Below are 14,984 nucleotides of genomic sequence, written 5' to 3'. Positions count from 1 at the left end.
CGTCGACGTCTAGCGCACCGGGTCGCGGGCGACGGGACACGACATGCAGCGTGGCCCGCCGCGGCCGGTGCCCAGTTCGGAGCCCGCGATGGTCAGCACCTCGATGCCGGCGTCCTCAAGCCGCGCGTTGGTCTGCGCGTTGCGCTCGTAGGCGACGACAACGCCGGGCGCCAGCGCCAAGGTGTTGTTGCCGTCGTCCCACTGCTCGCGTTCGGCGATGACGGGGTCCAGTCCCGTGTCGATGACGCGCAGCCGGTCGATCTCCATCGCCTTGGCGGCGGCCTCCAGGAACGGCGCCTCGTCGCTGATCGCGACGCCCTCCGGCGTCCGCTCGATCGTGAACGCCGAGAGCGTGTCGACGATGTTGGCGTACATCACCACGGTGTCGGTGTCGACCATCGTGCACACCGTGTCGAGGTGCATCTGGGCGCGCCGCTGGGCGATCGGCACGGCGAGCACCTTGCTCGCCAGGCCGTCCTCGAAGAGGCTGCGGGCCAACGCTTCCGCGCCGGCCGGGGTCGTTCGTTCGCCGACGCCCACCGCCACCACACCGGGGGCGAGCAGCAGCACGTCGCCGCCCTCGACGGGAGCGGTGCGCGACTCGTAGGCGCGCCGCACCCCGGTGAACCGCGGGTGGTGGGCGTAGATCAGATCGGTCAACGACGCCTCGCGCACCCGGGCCCGCAGCGCCAGCGTGGGGATCACCACCCGCGGGCCGATCCATATCGACGAGTCACGGGTGAACACCAGATTGGGCAGCGGCTCGATGACGAAGTCCGCCCCCTGGTGCATGCGCAGCACCAGCGACACGTCGGTCCGGATGTCCGACGGCAATTCGTTGAACGTCATGCCGCCCATCAACACCTGGGCCAGCCGGGCCGGCTCCAGCCCCCGCAGGTAGGCCGAAAGGGATTGCGCCAGGGGCACTCCCAGCCGACGGGCGTCGACGGCCGCGGCCACCCCCTGCATCCGCGCGGCCCCGCTGTGGGTCAGCGCCTCGGCCAGCAGGTCCGACAACAGCAGCACCTGCACGCCGCGGGACCGCAGCAATTCGGCGAACTGGTCGTGCTCGTCTTGGGCGCGCGCCACCCAGGGCAACCCGTCGAATAGCAACTGATCCATGTTGCGCGGGTTGAGCCGCCGCAACTCGCCGCCGGGGCGGTGCAGGATGACGACGCGCAGCGCTCCCACCTCGGAATCGGTGCCCAGGTCGACCACACCCACAACCGTAGCCGCGCCCGACCCGCCCGTCCGGGCACACGCCCCCCGCGCGCCCCGGGTCATCGAACGGATGTGCGATAGACTGGGTGCCGTGGAGATGGCGGTACAAGGCTCCCTGTTCCAGCACACCGAGCGCCGACAACTCGGCGACGGCGCCTTCATCGAAATCCGCGCCGGCTGGCTCGCCGAAGCGGACGACCTGCTCGACGCCCTGTTGTCGGCGGTCCCGTGGCGGGAGGAACGCCGGCAGATGTATGACCGCGTGGTCGACGTGCCGCGGCTGGTCAGCTTCCACGACCTCACCGTCGACCAGCCGCCCCACCCGCTGCTGGCCCGGCTGCGGCGCCGCCTCAACGACATCTATGCCGGCGAGCTCGGCGAACCGTTCACCACGGTCGGATTGTGTTGCTACCGAGACGGGTCCGACAGCGTGGCCTGGCACGGCGACACCATCGGCCGCAGCAGCTCCGAAGACACCATGGTGGCGATCATCAGCCTGGGCGCCACCCGCACGTTCGCCATGCGCCGCCGCGGCGGCGGGCCGTCGTTGCGGCTGCCCCAGGCGCACGGCGATCTGCTGGTGATGGGCGGATCCTGTCAGCGCACCTGGGAGCACGCCGTGCCCAAGACGGCGGCGCCGGTGGGCCCGCGCATCAGCATCCAGTTCCGCCCGCGCGGCGTGCGCTGAGGCGCTAGCTGCGGACCGCCTTCACCGCGTTGACGAGCAAGTCGCGGGCGCGTTGCGTATCGACCGGCGCGACCGGCTGCCCGGGGATCACCAGGGGATTGGCCGTGACGATCACCTGGTACTCGCCGAATTGCGCCGAATAGTCGTAGAGCTCGCCGGTGCGGGGCCCGCCCGCCACCAGCGCCTGCAGCACGCGGTGCACACCCATGGTGCGAGCCCCGTCGATCTGCGGCGCGTCGACCACCTCCATGCCGCCCCGCAGTTGCGGGCCGGAGAACGCGATCTTGGCGCATTCCTTCCCAGGGTCGTTGAACGGCAACGCTTTTGACGTTTCGATGGCGATGACGACGAACCGGTTGCCCTTGCCCTCGGCGGAGACCGCGGCCATGTTGCCCTGCACGTCCGGGGGCATGTCCGGGCCGGTCGCCGCCTTCGCGCAGCCGGCGGGGTCGAACGTGAGCCCCTCGGGGAGCTTGTGGCCGGCCAGCACCTTGGGATCGATCCCGCGCTCACCGATGTCGGTGACCCTGAAGTCCGGCCCGAAGCTCGACTTCACGTCGGCGACCTTCTTGATGTCGACCTTCGCCGAGGTCGTCGCCCCGGATGAGCAGCCGGCGAGCACGCACACCGCCGCCACTGCGACCGCCTCCTTGAACATCGTGGCCAATCTACCCAAGGCGGCTGCGTCAGCTGCGCAACGTGGACACCGTTTTGACGAGCAGGTCGGCGGCGAATTGCGGTGCCAACGCGGGCACCACCGAACCCGGGTCGGTGGTCAGCGTGGTGAACGCGTAGTAGTTGCCCAGGTAGGCCGTGTATGTGTATGTGCGCGAATCTATCTCGGTGCCCGACTCGACGGACGACTTGACGTCGGCGACCATGCCGACGGTCGAGGCGCCATCGATGCGCGGGGCCTCGATGAGGCGCACGCTTGCCGTGGCACGCCCGGCGGTCATGGTCCACTGCCCGCATGCGGTGACGACGTCGCCGGGCAGGTCAACCGGGCCCGGCAAAGCCACCACCACCGCGTCGACGATCCCCCCGCTGCCCGACCCCGACACACCCTGCGCCGACTGATCGCGTCCATTCCCGGGGTCGGCGAGCGTTGCGCATTGCGGCGGCCTCGTCGCGCTGTCCAACGCCTCGGGGCCCAGGCTCCAGATCACTCGCGGCGACGCCCCACTGGGGATGCCCGTGGTCGCCTCGTACCCGGGCGGCAGCTCGCGAACCAACCGCTTGATGTTGGCCGGGTTGACCGCCTTGGGCGCCGGCGATTTCGTAGGCCCGGGCGGCGGAGCGGGTGCGGGCGTGTGGGCGCATGCGGCCACCAACAGCGCGAGCGCGGGGATTGTCAGCGGGCCGATCCGGAAGGGGCTCAGCCGACCACCTCGATCATCTGGCGGGCGACGTGCTCGATCTGGGCGGCCACGTCGCGCCGCACGCCATGGTCGGGCCGGTGCGGCACGTCGATGACGGTGGTGATGACGCCGACGTCCTCGCGCTGCCAGACCGCACCGTAGTGGTCCATGATCGTGCGCATCGGCAGGTTGTCGGAAAGCATTCGCGCCGAGAATCTTTCGACCCCGGCGACCCGCGCCGCGATGGACAGCGCATTCACCAGAAACGTGCCGATCCCCCGGCCCTGGTAGGCGTCCGCGACGGTGAAGGCGATCTCGGCGACGCTGCGATCGCTTTCGTCACGCACGAAGCGCGCGTCGGCCACCGGGTCGTCGCCGTCGATCACCACCCAGACGAAGTGGTCGACGTAGTCGACCTCGGAGAGGTAGTGCATCAACGCCGGGGTGGGCAGCCGCGGCGTCATGAAGCGCCGATACAACGTCTCGCTGGAGAATTGGATGTGTCCGTGCACGGTCCGCTCGCTGTCGCCGGGAAGCACCGGCCGCAGCATGAGGTGCGTTCCGTCGCGCACCCGGATCGGGATCGGGGTGATGAACGCGGCCAGACGCTGGCGCACCGTGCGCAGCAGCCGCTCCATCACGCCGGGAATGTGGAGCATGTGGGCGAAGGCGTCGTTGTCGCCGATCCACCCGGTCAGCGGGCCGGCGGTGGTGACCGTCGCCGTCCGCGGGATGTGCCGCAGCAGGGCGATCTCCCCGATGAGCATGCCCGGGAAGGCGTGTTCGACGATGACCACGCCGTCGTCGCCAACGTGGGTGATCTCGACGATGCCCGACGAGATGACCAGGAACGAGACGGCCTCCTCGCCCTGCCTCATCAACACCTGGCCGGCCGTGGCGCGCAGCGGTTGCAGCGCGGCGGCCAACGGCACCAGATCGGAGGTGGGACATCCCTCGAAGATGTCCATCGCCGCCAGCTCGTCCGCTCGCGCGCCGGTCAAGGCCACCGCGATAGCCCGCCGCTCACACCATCGCGGCCGGGGTCTGCGCGTCGCGGTGACCGCCGCTGTGCCATGACCTGCCCGCCTGCGTTGCCGTCGTCTACCGCGCCAGGCCCGACACCCCCGGACGCGGTCGGATGTTGCCCAGGTTATGGGCTGGGTTCCGGCCGCGGCAAGGAGGGCGCGTCGAGGGCATCCGTCGGCGACGCCGCGGGGCATGATGATCGGGTGAGCGCAGGCCGCAGGCTGACGGGGACGAGCCCGCGCAAGGTCCAGGTGGGCGGTCTCTGGTTCGACGCCCTGACCGAACGGCAGGTCGTCGAGATCGTGCGCTCGGCCTGGGCCGCCGGCCGCGGCGGCTCGATCGTCCCGGTGAACATCGACGTGGCCCTGGCGGCCGCCCGGGGCCCCGAACTCGCCGAGCTGATCGGCCGGGCGTCCCTCGTCGTCGCCGACGGCATGCCCCTGGTGTGGGCGGCGCGGGCCCGGGGAGACCGGCTGCCCGAGCGCGTCGCCGGCTCGTCGTTGATCCTTCCGCTGAGCGCCGCCGCGGCGGCCGACGGGAAGTCGGTCTATCTCCTCGGCGGCGCGCAGGGGGTACCGGAGCGGGCGGCCGCGGCGCTGGTGGCGCGCTCCGCCGACCTGCGCGTCGCCGGCACCTGCTCGCCGGAATTCGGCTTCGACAGCACCGCGGAAGGGACGCGGGGGGCGGTCGCCGCCGTCGTGGCCGCCGCGCCCGATCTGGTCTTCGTGGGCTTGGGCTTTCCCCGCCAGGAACGCCTCATCGAACTGCTGCGCGCCGAACTGCCCAACGCGTGGTTCCTCGCCTGCGGTGGCGGCATCGCGATGACGGCCGGCGTGGTTCGGCGGGCGTCCCCGGTGTTGCAGCGGTTCGGGTTCGAGTGGGTGCACCGGCTGGCGCTCGAGCCGCGGCGACTCGCCCGCAGGTACCTGCGCGACGACCTGCCCTTCGCGCTGGCGTTGGTGGTTCGCTCTGCGGCGCAACGGTTTAGGCGGGACTAGCCTCCCTGGCGCCCAGGATGAGGCGCACCGCGGCGGCGAGGTCGTCGACCACGACGTCGGCGCCGGCCGCCGTGTCACCGCCGGCGCGCAGCAAGACGGTCGCCGCGCCGGCCGCCCGGCCCGCCTGCACGTCGGCATCGCTGTCCCCGATCATCACCGATTCGGTCAGGGCGAAACCGTGCTCGCGCGCCGCGCGCAACAGCATGCCCGCCTCGGGCTTGCGGCAGTCGCAGCTGGCCGCGGCGTGCGGGCAGTGGTAGGCGGCGTCGATGCGGGCGCCTTCGTCGGCCAGCAGTTGTTCGAGGCGCTGGTGCACGGCGGCGAACCGCGCCGTGTCAGCGGCCGGTTCGGACAGCCAGCGCTGATTCGTGACCAGGACCGTGCGCAGGCCCGCCGCATTCAGGGCGGCCACCGCCCGCGCCGCGCCGGGCAGCAGGACCAGCTCGTCGGGAGACCTGATGTACTCGCCGTCGGGCGCCTTGACGTTGATGGTCCCGTCCCGGTCCAGGAAGACGGTGCGGACATTCCGCAATTCGGGCATCGGTCGGGACGGCCTCAGGACGGTCGGGCAAACAGGGCCGCTTCGACCATCTCGCAGATCGAGTGGCCGAGGTGCAGGCACGCCTCCTGCACCCGTCCCGTGTTGTCGCTGGGGACCCGGATGCAGAACTCGGCCACGTCGGCCACTTTGCCGCCGCGCGCGCCGGTGAGCGCCACGGTCGCCATCCCGGCATTGGCGGCCGCCTCCAGCGCGCGGACGACATTCGGGGAGTTGCCCGACGTGGTGAGGCCGACCACCACGTCGCCCGCGCGGCCGGCGGCGAGCACTTGGCGCGCGAACACCTCGTCGTAGGAGTAGTCGTTGCCGATCGCCGTCATCGCCGCGGTGGCGTCCGGCAAGCTGATCGCGGCGAGGCCCGGGCGGTCAAATGCGAAGCGTCCCATCAACTCTGCGGCCAGATGGCCCGCGTCTTGTGCGGATCCGCCGTTGCCGAAGAAGATCACCTTTCCACCGGAACGCAGCGACGCGATCATCAGCCGTGCGATCTCGACGGTCTGCGCCGCGATGGCGCCCGACAGCATCTGTTGCTTGACCGCGATCGTGTCCGCCAGTCGCTCCTGAACCAGCTCGACACTTGGCGGGACGACGTCGGTGCTACTCATGCCTGCCATGTGGTCAATCCCTTGCTCTCGAAAGCGAATTCGGTGATGGTCGCCCCGGCTGACTCAAGGCTTTCGATGAGGCGGTGCTTCTTGGTGAAGTCGCAGAACAGCAGGATGTAACCGCCACCGCCGGCGCCGGTGATCTTGCCGCCGAGTGCGCCGTTGCGCAGCGCCAGGTCGTAGAGCTCGTCGATGCGCTCGTTGGTGATGTAGGGCGACATGCGCTTCTTCTGGATCCACGCCTCGCCCAACAGCGCGCCGAAGTCGTTGAGCTTGCCCGTCAGCAGCGCGGCCTTCATGGCCACCGCCAGTTCCTTCTGTGCCCGCAATCCGGCCAGCGTGTCGTCGGCACCCGTTGTGGCGCGGCGAGTTTGGTCCTCGATCACGCGCCCGGAGTCCCGCGTGATGCCCGTGTAGCACAGCAGCAGGCTGAGCTCGAGCTCGAACGCGGTCTGGTCGCGCACGCGCAGCGGATTGACGATCACCCGGTCGGTGAACTCAATGAAGTTGAATCCGCCGAACGTCGCCGCGTACATGTCCTGCATGCCGCCGGCGATGCCGAGGTCCTCGCGTTCGATGGCGCAGGCCAGCTGGGCGGTCTCGTACTCGCCCATCGGCGCCCGGTAGTGCTCGGCGAGCAGGCCGGTGAGCGCGACCATCATCGTCGACGACGAGCCCAGCCCCGAACCCGGCGGCGCGCTCGACCGCAACACCAGGTCGTAGCCGTCGGTGCCGTCGCGGCCGAAACGCCGCACGGCGGCCTTGATCAGGTCGAGGCTGCCGTCGTAAAGGATCTCGCTGTCGAGCGTCATCTCGTGAGTGGTCTTGAAGTCCACCGACTCGATACTCACCCGGCGATCGGTGCGCGGGGTCAGCGAGCCGTAGGCGTAGCGGTCGATGGTCGCCGACAGCACGCAGCCACCCTCGGTGGTGGGGAACGGCGGCACGTCGGTCCCGCCCCCCGCGAACGAAATCCGCAGCGGCGCGCGGGCGCGGATTCGGGGCCGGGGATTCACTGCAGACGTCATCCGCTCAGCCGGCCGACGCGCGCGATCGTCGGCGAAATGTGCGCCACGTGCCAACCCCAATGCATCGATCTCTGACGAAGAGCCCTAGCGTAGCAGTCGGATCGGCGGAAAAATCGGGATTCACCTGCGGATTGCGCCAAGGCGCCCCACCCCTCACGAAAGCGATGAAATGAGCCAGGATGCAGTCGAATTGACCCGCGGTCTGCTCACCGAGGCCGCCGCACTGCGGCACGGTTTCCTCGACGTGTTGGGCGAATCGACGAGTTCTCCGGCACCGACGTTCGCGCAGCGCGCCATGAACAGCCCGCTCGTCGCGACGGTCTACGAGCGGCTGTGGCGCCCGGCCGCCTTCTACGCCGCCAGCGGCGTCACCACCCGCGCCGAACAGCGCCGCGCGGCGTCGGCACTGCGGCTGTCGAACGCGCGGCGATTGCTCGACGTCGCTTGCGGCCCAGGCAATTTCACCGGATCGCTGGCCGCGCAGTTATCGGATGGCGGCTTGGCCGTCGGCTTCGACATCTCCGAGCCGATGCTGACCCGTGCCGTCCTGGACAACAGCACCCCGCAGACCTGTTACGTCCGGGGCGACGCCCGGGCGCTGCCGTTCGCCGACGCGACGTTCGACGCGGTGTGCTGCTTCGGCGCGCTGTATCTGATGCCCGAGCCGTTCGGGGTGGCGCGCGAAATGGTGCGGGTGCTCGAGCCCGGGGGGCGGATCGCGATCCTCACCAGCTACGTTCCGGACCTGGCCGCGGTGCGCCGGGCGATGACGGCCGGCGCGGGCGTCATCGGGCTCACGATGTTCGACCGGCACGCCTTCGTCGACCTGTTCTCGTCGGCCGGCCTGGTCGACATCGAGCAGCAGACCCAGCGCGCGCTGCAGTTCGTCGTCGCCGCGAAGCCCGCCTGACGGGCCTAGGACGCCGCCTTGCACACGCCGATAACCCGAACGACCGGCGTGCCCTCCTCGCAGTCCAGGACCCACGGTTCGCCGCCGTCGACGGGCTCGGACGTGAGCGTGAACCTGACCGGCTGACCGCTGCGCTGCGTCATCTGCGTGCATTCGACCCGAAACAGGCGATAGTCCCCACCGGCCTCAACGGCAAGCGAAAACCCGGGCCGCACCGACTCAACCGGCACCTTCTGCAGGTAGTAGTCAACGTTCATCCGTCGACCGTAGGCCCGGCGTTTCGACGCGCCCGGGCCCGCCACGCGGCTCTTAGGCAATGTTCAGGCAAATTTTGGGACCGTATTAGTCTTCGCCGCGCGCATGCGCGCCGGGCTGCCGCACGAAATCCGCGATGATCGACGCCATTTCGTCGATCGCGCTGCGGCGCATCACTTCGTAGCCGTGGGTGCTCAACGTCGGCAGGCACAGCAGGCCCGCGCGCGGCGTCAGCCCGTTGGCCTTGGAGTGCGACGCGTCGGATTCGAAGGCGCCCAGGACGGCGCCCTGGGGCGACAGGCCCTGCTCGGTGGCGATGCTCATCAGCCGGTCGGCGACGTCCTTGTCGTAGACGCACAACGCGTCGCTGTAGCCGATGATCGGCCCGCCGCCGACGGTGGTGCCGTACTCCTGCTCGGTGGGACCGACCTCCAGGGCGAGGGTGAGCGTCCCCGGCAGGGACCCGCTGGCATAGGTGCCCCCCACCCCGCCGACCTCCTCGTTGGTGGTGAAGACGAGATAGACGTCGTCGACCGGTCGCTGGTCGCGCTCGCGAAGGAGGCGGGCGGCGCGCAGCAGGGCGGTCACCGCGGCGCGGTCGTCGAGGAAGTAGCAGCCCAGGTACTCGCCGAAATCGACCAGCGTCCGCTTGCTGCGGTCGACGCACACCCGGGTGCCCGGGCGGATGCCCGCGGCCTGCAACTCGTCGGTGCTGCGGCCGGTGAAGACGTAGACGTGATCCCAGTCCAGCGCCTTGTCGCCCTGGTCGGGCTTGGTCTGCCAGATCCGCTGGCTCTCCTGGGTGGTGTGCTCGGAGCCGAGCGTGAGCACCGCGGTCAGCGTCTCCTTGTCGCCGAGGACGGCGACCGGCCCGAGGCCGAAGTTGCCGGGGTACATCGTCCCGAGCTGCGTCAGATGCAGCGTGCCGTCCGATTCCACCCGCTTGACCAGCATGGACAGCTCGTCCATGTGCGCCATCACGCGCGTCGCGACGCCGGGTTCGGCCGCCGAGGACACCCGATGGCGGTACCCGCGCCCAGCGTCGTCGCTCGGCGGCCTGGCGGCGATGTACCCGATCAGATTGCCCGCGTCGTCGGTCCACATGTCGTCGACGACGGGCCGCAGCTCGCGTGCGCACACGGCGCGCACCTCGGCTTCCTGCCCGCACGGCCCGTAGGCCCACAGCAGCTCTTGCAACAGGCGGTCGGAGCCGTCGTCCTCGCGCGTCGCCATGCGATCCCTTCGTTTCGTGGCCCGTCCGAAGGGATCAGTACCCGCGTCAAGCGGCGGGCAATCGCCGGCCCACCCGTAGGCGAGCTCCAGGCGGTCGAGGCGAAACCCGCTCCCAGATTTGACTGACGCCCGTCATTGACGGTCGTCAGCAAATCGGCGTAGGGTCCCCCCATGCCGTCACTGCAGGCGCCGTCCGGCGTACGGGAGGCTCGGCGCCTGGAAACCCGGGCGCGCCTGTTCGACGCCGCGCTGGACGAGATCGGGCAGCGCGGGCTGGCCGCGGCAGACGTGAGCGCGATCGCCGCCGCGGCCGGCGTGGTGCGGGGGACCTTCTATTTCCACTTCCCGACCAAGGAGCACGTTCTCGCCGAACTGGAGCGCAACGAGGAGAGGCGGATCATCGACGAACTCGGCGACGCCGAGGGCGATTTGGCTACGATCCTGTCGGACGTCGTATCTCGGATACTTGACGCCGAAAATCGTTTGGGTGCAGCCGTTTTCCGCGACATGCTCGGTCTGCATTTCTCGCCGTCGCGTCCCGTTGAAGAAGAGCTGGCGCAGCACCCCATCGCACAGTTCCTGGCGGGCGCGATCGGCCGTGCGCAAGATGCGGGACAAGTCCCGTCCGACGCGGACGCCGCGGAACTTGCGATGTTCTTTCTCACCGGCCTCTTTGCGCTGCTCGCCGTCGGATCACACGACCCTGCGCTGTTAAGTCGTTACGTGTCAACGAGTGTCAACGGAATGGAGAAACGATGAACAGCACGAGCATCCAGGGGTATCGCGAGTTCCTGGCTAGGCGCGACGGCGAGGCCGATCTCCTCAACCGACGATTGGCGAAGCGCGAGCAGTTCTTCGGTCAAATTCAAGCGAACCCCGTCCGGTCGGCCCACCCGATCGACCAACGGACGTTCCTGCGCAACTTGCGCCGGAGGCGGCCCGAGGCCGGACTGGATCGCAAGATGCTCTTCCTGTTGGCGACCGCCAAGCTGAACCAGGCGGAGCGGTTCGGCGTAGGGCTCGGCGAAACCTACGGGCGCAACAGCGATCAGAATCTGCCGCCCGAAAACGTCTACCTCGAACTGGAAGAGCACTACCACACCCGCCTGCTCGCTTACGCGCTCGACATCTTCGACCTGACGTTCCAAGTCGTCCCTCCGCCATTCGTCATGCGGCAGTTCGTCAAAATCGGTGTGTTCCTTCCCGAACGGCTGAGCTTCGCGTTCGTCGGCGCCGGCGAGATGGCTGGCTGCGTCATGTTCGACGAATTGCGCCGTGTCGGCATCGAGCTGTTCGCCGACGAACCCGAGGTCGCCGAGCGAATCGAACTGCTGTACAGCGAGATCCTCACCGACGAGATCGGCCACGTCGGCTACTGCGCATCGCGATGCACCGCGCCAGAGCGGGTGATCATGCGCCGCCTCTACCCGCTCATCGGGCGGATGTTCGCCCGCCAGACGGTCGAAATCAGCCTGCTGCTCGATCCGAAGGCGTTGCGCGCCCGGCTCGACCGGCCCTTCGACGTCGAGGAACTCACCGCCGGGCTGGACAACGAAACGTATCTCGTCGCACACCCGTAACGGCGTCAGCCGTCAAGCGAAAAATCCCGACGGGAAGTGAACGTTCACGGGCGCCGTCTATAGCCGGTGGCCACTGTGCGGGGCACACTCGACGCAGGAGGGGCTGAACCGAGTCCCATAGGAACAACCCGAGACCGGACCGTGCCGCTCAAGAAGAGGGTTGTTACGCGAGGTTTCCCCCATTCGGCCCCTCCCCTCAAGTCCGAGTTTCCGCCACGCAGCCGAACCTGGCGGCGGCGTCGATCGTGTCTACGAGTAACACCATGCCGCAATCTCGTCCGACGACCGAGGGAGAGGATGATGGGAGACAGGCATCACGATCCGACCGATCATTTCCGGACCACGCAACCGCACGCCGGCATGACGATGAAGGACAACCTGTTGTGGCCAGGCCTCGGCCTGCTGGCCGTCGGGGTGGCCGGGATGATCAGCACCGCAGCAGTCGCGGCTTACGGACATTACGAATGGCTGGCGCTCACGGTGTTGGTCGCCGTCCTCGGAACCCTCGCCGGAGCGCTATGGTGCGCCGCCGAGCGTCGCCGCGTGGCCCGCATTGACGAGCGGGTGGGTCGCAGACGCCGGCTGCCTGGGCGCCGGCGCGCCGCCGACTCGGAGCTGACCCGCGACCGGGTAAGAGAATTCAGCGATTCCAACGCGTAATCAGGGATACGTGTAATACTCGCGGACTTCCATGACCGATGACCATTGCGGGAATCCCGCGATGATTTCGGCGTCGGAAAGCTCCCCCATGTCCGGCGGAGCCTCGCCCAATCCCTCGATATGTCCGATATAAATTCGAGCGGCTAGACCCGATACGGACAACCGACCGAATTGCAGCATGTAGCCCGGTGCCGCGCCGGCTGCCTCTGGTGGCGAAGGCGCATCGAGCGCCCACGAATCGTCACTGCCGGCGCTCCATGTCGGAGACGTCGCGCCGGCGGATCGCTTCGGCCCCCAATCGCCGTATTGCGCGTGCCAAGGCCGCTGACGCGACTGGTCGTCGTTGGACCAGCTGACGCTTCCTACGCCGTTCAGCACGACAAGGGCCACGTTGGAGCCCGCGAAGTCACGGCACCATTGGATGGCGCACAGAACGCCGACGCGGGAACGCTGCGGGGACAGGCGCATATCGATGAACTCGGCCTCATCCAACGCGCCCACAAAGACGAGTGGATTTCGTCGCGAGGACGTCGGCTGCACCTCCGGCGTGAATTCGTAAAGCTGACTGACCGGATGAAGACTCATTGGTAGAAGCTTCTCCTCACTCCGGCAACGGTATGTGCGCGAAGTCGTCCGATGGTGGATCTCTCTCAAGATCCTTGGACGCGGTTGAAGTCATCAGTCTCGTATGACTGACGCGCACCAGGATCGATCCTGGCCGCCTCCAGCCTGCTTGTTAGCCGCTTCCGCACCGCCCAGACCACGAACGCGAGAATGACCACGGCACAGGCGATAAGCATGGGGGGTCGTGACTTGAACAGGATTGCGATACTGATCATCGCTCCGACCAGAACAAGTAGGAACTCACGAATCTCGCGGATAATTTGATACCTCCGTGCGGCACGCACGCGGACCGTCGCGAGCTTCTGGTGCTGTGGTAGATGAAGCAGCGACCGTGCCCTCGACTCGAGAAAGATCCAAGCTAGGTCGGGAGTCACTCCCAACGCCACCGAAGCTGCCGGAAATCGCGACGACATTCCGCCGCGGCCAAGCAACACCCGCCGTTGCTCGACGTCTTGAGGCGTCGCGTAAGCGCGGAGCCGGATCTCATGAGCCGTCGTGCATCCTCTAGGCGCGGCTTGGACGACAACTATCGCGCCGTCTTCGATTCCGAGGATTTTCATCGACAGCGGGTGCATGAGGCATACGCCTTGCTCCAACGTGGCGAGGTCGGCTGTCTGCACCCTCATCATCGTGAATTGTGGAGGTGCCAGCAGGCGGTTCGCCACGCGATTGGTTTGGACGCGCGCCGGTGAAAGCAGCGCGTGCTCTTGCAATTCGATGCCGATGGCGTTGCGAAGGACTTGATCGATCCCCGCCGTTCCGCGGGGTTGCGCCGGTGCGCGAACGACCCGCGCGAGGGCGGGAAATACGTCGCTCCGCCCATCGGGGTGTACACCGACATGGTCGGCACAGTAAAGGTATCTGTCGTGATCGTAGGGATTCACCAAGACGCAGTTTTCGCCGCCTCGGTCGAAGTCGTCTTTACTCGGTGTGCACCGCAGTGATCTGTTCCCAGGGAGGCTGTTCCAATGGCTCGGTGTATCGCCATAGTTCAGACAACCCTCGCGGCCCAATCCCCTTAGTCCACCTTCGCTCCACAGCCCTTCTGCGTGGAGGATTTCACGGAACCGTCGCCTGAGAGCGGGTGTCTTGGCGAGTGCTTGCATAGCGCATTTCGGCTCGTCGCTGTCAAACAACGCGCGCAACATGGGTGAAGCCTTTAAGAGCGATGCAAAGATATCCGTTTGACGGGCCTCAAACGGCTGGTAGTTCCCTCCTGGACGCGCAATCAGCCCATGCTTCGAAATGTAAAGCGAGAAAGCTGAGGGCGATTCGCCGCCGTCGAGGGTCAACGGGAACTGTGCGCCGTCTAATTCTGTGCGTTCATAGTTCGGTTCAGTGCTGTCCAAGGACAGCAGTTGTTCGCGGTCGAGGAGAGCAGCAATGACGGATATCGGATGGTTCGGGCACACGAATGGCGCGGCGGCGATGTAACCGAGAGTGCTGACGTGGGCACTGTGACCGATCGCGATGCCTGTCAGACTCGCGGTCACGAATGGAATGGTGGTGCTGACATTGCTCCTCTGAAATTTGTTCGTCATCACGATCGGCGAAGCGTTGGATCCCACCGAAACCACCACCGTCCTCGCGTCGACGCTCGCCGCATTGGCGGTCAGGAGAAACTCGTTCAGCGTCACCCGCGATGAGCCGTCTTCTGCGCTGACGCGCGCTTGTCCTAGGCGGCGGTGAAGTGCGGGGCTCATTGGATTGGCCTTGCCGTGGTGAAGCACTTGCGTCGACTTCACGGACACTCCGGGATACGTCCAAGGTTCGTCGGCGAATGGGGCTGCGCTCTTTTCTGTGCCCATATCGAGCCTCTCTGCCGGATTGCATGAAAGCAGTATCTATGCAGGTGACGGTTGACGCGTGAATGCGGCTCCCCCCAGCTGAATGAGGCTCCCCTCGGCGTGGGTTTCATTGCCTGCACGGCCACCCGTGCCCCCTCCGACCATTATCAATATGGCGAGTGTGAGTTCCATTGTTTCGAGGCAGCCCGAGACGGGGCTCGCCGGCCCCAGAGTTGAGTTTCTTGCGCCCTCCCGAGCCGACTGATGAGAGCAGCGGAGGGGAATGCACGACAGGGAGGGCTCCGGGTTTTCGTGCCCTTCGACCGAGGCCCTCAGAGACAACATCGACCTGCTCAAACTGGGTGGAGCTAAGGGGATTCGAACCCCTGACCTACTCGATGCGAACGAGTCGCGCTACCAACTGCGCCATAGCCCCTGATCGCTAGCAGGCT

At 67.6% G+C, this 14,984-nt stretch carries 17 protein-coding genes and 1 tRNA gene; 6 read left to right on the top strand and 12 right to left on the bottom strand.

The genetic code is table 11. From position 1 onward, the window contains the following. Positions 1–9: 9 nt before the first annotated feature. Positions 10–1,224, bottom strand: coding sequence for an arginine deiminase (gene arcA / locus A5680_RS19250; RefSeq protein WP_067822138.1), 1,215 nt, complete (start codon positions 1,222–1,224; stop codon positions 10–12). 88 nt (positions 1,225–1,312) lie between these two features. Between arcA and A5680_RS19245 the strand changes: the two genes are divergently transcribed. Further along, the gene (locus tag A5680_RS19245; RefSeq protein ID WP_197499815.1) at positions 1,313–1,909 is read left to right on the top strand and encodes an alpha-ketoglutarate-dependent dioxygenase AlkB; all 597 of its coding nucleotides are present in this window, start codon (positions 1,313–1,315) and stop codon (positions 1,907–1,909) included. Between the two features lie 4 nt (positions 1,910–1,913). On the opposite strand, the gene A5680_RS19240 is transcribed toward A5680_RS19245, so the two are convergent. Genes A5680_RS19240 through A5680_RS19230 form a run of 3 tightly spaced genes read right to left on the bottom strand, consistent with a single transcriptional unit; the run spans position 1,914 to position 4,235 of the window. Continuing rightward, a complete protein-coding gene (locus A5680_RS19240; RefSeq protein ID WP_055402632.1) occupies positions 1,914–2,567 on the bottom strand; it encodes a DUF5642 family protein in 654 nt (217 codons plus the stop codon). A gap of 28 nt (positions 2,568–2,595) precedes the next feature. Beyond that, positions 2,596–3,288 (bottom strand): DUF5642 family protein, encoded by a 693-nt coding sequence (locus A5680_RS19235; protein WP_067822131.1) that lies wholly within the window; start codon positions 3,286–3,288, stop codon positions 2,596–2,598. Then, positions 3,285–4,235, bottom strand: a complete 951-nt coding sequence (locus tag A5680_RS19230; protein ID WP_055402677.1) for a GNAT family N-acetyltransferase — start codon at positions 4,233–4,235, stop codon at positions 3,285–3,287. The genes A5680_RS19235 and A5680_RS19230 overlap by 4 nt, the downstream gene beginning before the upstream one ends. Before the next feature lie 261 nt (positions 4,236–4,496). On the opposite strand from A5680_RS19230, the gene A5680_RS19225 reads away from it, so the two are divergent. Continuing rightward, complete coding sequence (locus A5680_RS19225) at positions 4,497–5,291, top strand: WecB/TagA/CpsF family glycosyltransferase (RefSeq protein WP_231977656.1); 795 nt, start codon at positions 4,497–4,499, stop codon at positions 5,289–5,291. Here the strand turns inward: A5680_RS19225 and A5680_RS19220 are convergent. Genes A5680_RS19220 through A5680_RS19210 form a run of 3 tightly spaced genes read right to left on the bottom strand, consistent with a single transcriptional unit; the run spans position 5,278 to position 7,483 of the window. Beyond that, a complete protein-coding gene (locus A5680_RS19220; protein ID WP_067822129.1) occupies positions 5,278–5,832 on the bottom strand; it encodes an HAD-IIIA family hydrolase in 555 nt (184 codons plus the stop codon). The two genes, A5680_RS19225 and A5680_RS19220, sit on opposite strands and share 14 nt — an antisense overlap. A 14-nt stretch (positions 5,833–5,846) precedes the next feature. Further along, positions 5,847–6,464 carry an SIS domain-containing protein gene (locus A5680_RS19215; RefSeq protein WP_197499814.1) on the bottom strand — a complete coding sequence of 206 codons (618 nt, stop codon included), beginning with the start codon at positions 6,462–6,464 and terminating at the stop codon, positions 5,847–5,849. After that, on the bottom strand, positions 6,452–7,483 hold the full coding sequence (locus A5680_RS19210; protein WP_055402624.1) for a GHMP kinase: 1,032 nt from the start codon (positions 7,481–7,483) through the stop codon (positions 6,452–6,454). Before A5680_RS19210 ends, A5680_RS19215 begins: the two co-directional genes overlap by 13 nt. A 169-nt stretch (positions 7,484–7,652) precedes the next feature. On the opposite strand from A5680_RS19210, the gene A5680_RS19205 reads away from it, so the two are divergent. Continuing rightward, entirely contained in the window at positions 7,653–8,393 is a 741-nt protein-coding gene (locus tag A5680_RS19205; RefSeq protein ID WP_067822126.1) for a class I SAM-dependent methyltransferase, read from the top strand. Between the two features lie 5 nt (positions 8,394–8,398). Here A5680_RS19205 and A5680_RS19200 read toward each other — a convergent pair whose 3' ends face one another. Both A5680_RS19200 and A5680_RS19195 read right to left on the bottom strand, forming a co-directional pair. Beyond that, positions 8,399–8,650, bottom strand: coding sequence for a hypothetical protein (locus tag A5680_RS19200; protein ID WP_055402620.1), 252 nt, complete (start codon positions 8,648–8,650; stop codon positions 8,399–8,401). Between the two features lie 85 nt (positions 8,651–8,735). Continuing rightward, positions 8,736–9,881 (bottom strand): M20/M25/M40 family metallo-hydrolase, encoded by a 1,146-nt coding sequence (locus A5680_RS19195; RefSeq protein WP_067822124.1) that lies wholly within the window; start codon positions 9,879–9,881, stop codon positions 8,736–8,738. Positions 9,882–10,052: 171 nt separating this feature from the next. On the opposite strand from A5680_RS19195, the gene A5680_RS19190 reads away from it, so the two are divergent. The 3 genes from A5680_RS19190 to usfY all read left to right on the top strand — a co-directional run bounded on the left by A5680_RS19190 (position 10,053) and on the right by usfY (position 12,121). Next, positions 10,053–10,640: a TetR/AcrR family transcriptional regulator gene (locus A5680_RS19190; RefSeq protein ID WP_067822122.1), complete on the top strand. Its 588-nt coding sequence runs from the start codon at positions 10,053–10,055 to the stop codon at positions 10,638–10,640. Then, on the top strand, positions 10,637–11,461 hold the full coding sequence (locus tag A5680_RS19185) for a hypothetical protein (protein WP_067822120.1): 825 nt from the start codon (positions 10,637–10,639) through the stop codon (positions 11,459–11,461). The genes A5680_RS19190 and A5680_RS19185 overlap by 4 nt, the downstream gene beginning before the upstream one ends. A gap of 300 nt (positions 11,462–11,761) precedes the next feature. Continuing rightward, the gene (usfY, locus tag A5680_RS19180) at positions 11,762–12,121 is read left to right on the top strand and encodes a protein UsfY (RefSeq protein ID WP_231977655.1); all 360 of its coding nucleotides are present in this window, start codon (positions 11,762–11,764) and stop codon (positions 12,119–12,121) included. Here usfY and A5680_RS25890 read toward each other — a convergent pair whose 3' ends face one another. The 3 genes from A5680_RS25890 to A5680_RS19165 form a co-directional block, all read right to left on the bottom strand. Then, positions 12,122–12,706 carry a hypothetical protein gene (locus tag A5680_RS25890; protein WP_156675174.1) on the bottom strand — a complete coding sequence of 195 codons (585 nt, stop codon included), beginning with the start codon at positions 12,704–12,706 and terminating at the stop codon, positions 12,122–12,124. 65 nt (positions 12,707–12,771) lie between these two features. Beyond that, positions 12,772–14,490, bottom strand: coding sequence for a hypothetical protein (locus tag A5680_RS25885; protein ID WP_156675173.1), 1,719 nt, complete (start codon positions 14,488–14,490; stop codon positions 12,772–12,774). A gap of 405 nt (positions 14,491–14,895) precedes the next feature. After that, a tRNA-Ala gene (locus tag A5680_RS19165) sits at positions 14,896–14,968 on the bottom strand. Between the last annotated feature and the right edge of the window lie 16 nt (positions 14,969–14,984).

This window comes from Mycobacterium sp. E2989 (assembly GCF_001667595.1).
In the GTDB taxonomy this organism is placed as follows: Bacteria; Actinomycetota; Actinomycetes; order Mycobacteriales; family Mycobacteriaceae; genus Mycobacterium.
The sequence above is the reverse complement of the archived record's forward strand: the minus strand, read 5'-3'. Positions and strand labels throughout refer to the sequence as shown.

Excerpts from the sequence above, each read along its gene's own strand:
- usfY (WP_231977655.1), top strand. The coding sequence starts at position 11,762 with ATGGGAGACAGGCATCACGATCCGACCGATCATTTCCGGACCACGCAA.
- A5680_RS19210 (WP_055402624.1), bottom strand. The coding sequence starts at position 7,483 with ATGACGTCTGCAGTGAATCCCCGGCCCCGAATCCGCGCCCGCGCGCCG.
- A5680_RS19190 (WP_067822122.1), top strand. The coding sequence starts at position 10,053 with ATGCCGTCACTGCAGGCGCCGTCCGGCGTACGGGAGGCTCGGCGCCTG.
- A5680_RS19200 (WP_055402620.1), bottom strand. The coding sequence starts at position 8,650 with ATGAACGTTGACTACTACCTGCAGAAGGTGCCGGTTGAGTCGGTGCGG.
- A5680_RS19240 (WP_055402632.1), bottom strand. The coding sequence starts at position 2,567 with ATGTTCAAGGAGGCGGTCGCAGTGGCGGCGGTGTGCGTGCTCGCCGGC.
- A5680_RS19230 (WP_055402677.1), bottom strand. The coding sequence starts at position 4,235 with ATGGACATCTTCGAGGGATGTCCCACCTCCGATCTGGTGCCGTTGGCC.
- A5680_RS19215 (WP_197499814.1), bottom strand. The coding sequence starts at position 6,464 with ATGGCAGGCATGAGTAGCACCGACGTCGTCCCGCCAAGTGTCGAGCTG.
- A5680_RS19185 (WP_067822120.1), top strand. The coding sequence starts at position 10,637 with ATGAACAGCACGAGCATCCAGGGGTATCGCGAGTTCCTGGCTAGGCGC.
- A5680_RS25890 (WP_156675174.1), bottom strand. The coding sequence starts at position 12,706 with ATGAGTCTTCATCCGGTCAGTCAGCTTTACGAATTCACGCCGGAGGTG.
- A5680_RS19195 (WP_067822124.1), bottom strand. The coding sequence starts at position 9,881 with ATGGCGACGCGCGAGGACGACGGCTCCGACCGCCTGTTGCAAGAGCTG.
- A5680_RS19205 (WP_067822126.1), top strand. The coding sequence starts at position 7,653 with ATGAGCCAGGATGCAGTCGAATTGACCCGCGGTCTGCTCACCGAGGCC.
- A5680_RS19220 (WP_067822129.1), bottom strand. The coding sequence starts at position 5,832 with ATGCCCGAATTGCGGAATGTCCGCACCGTCTTCCTGGACCGGGACGGG.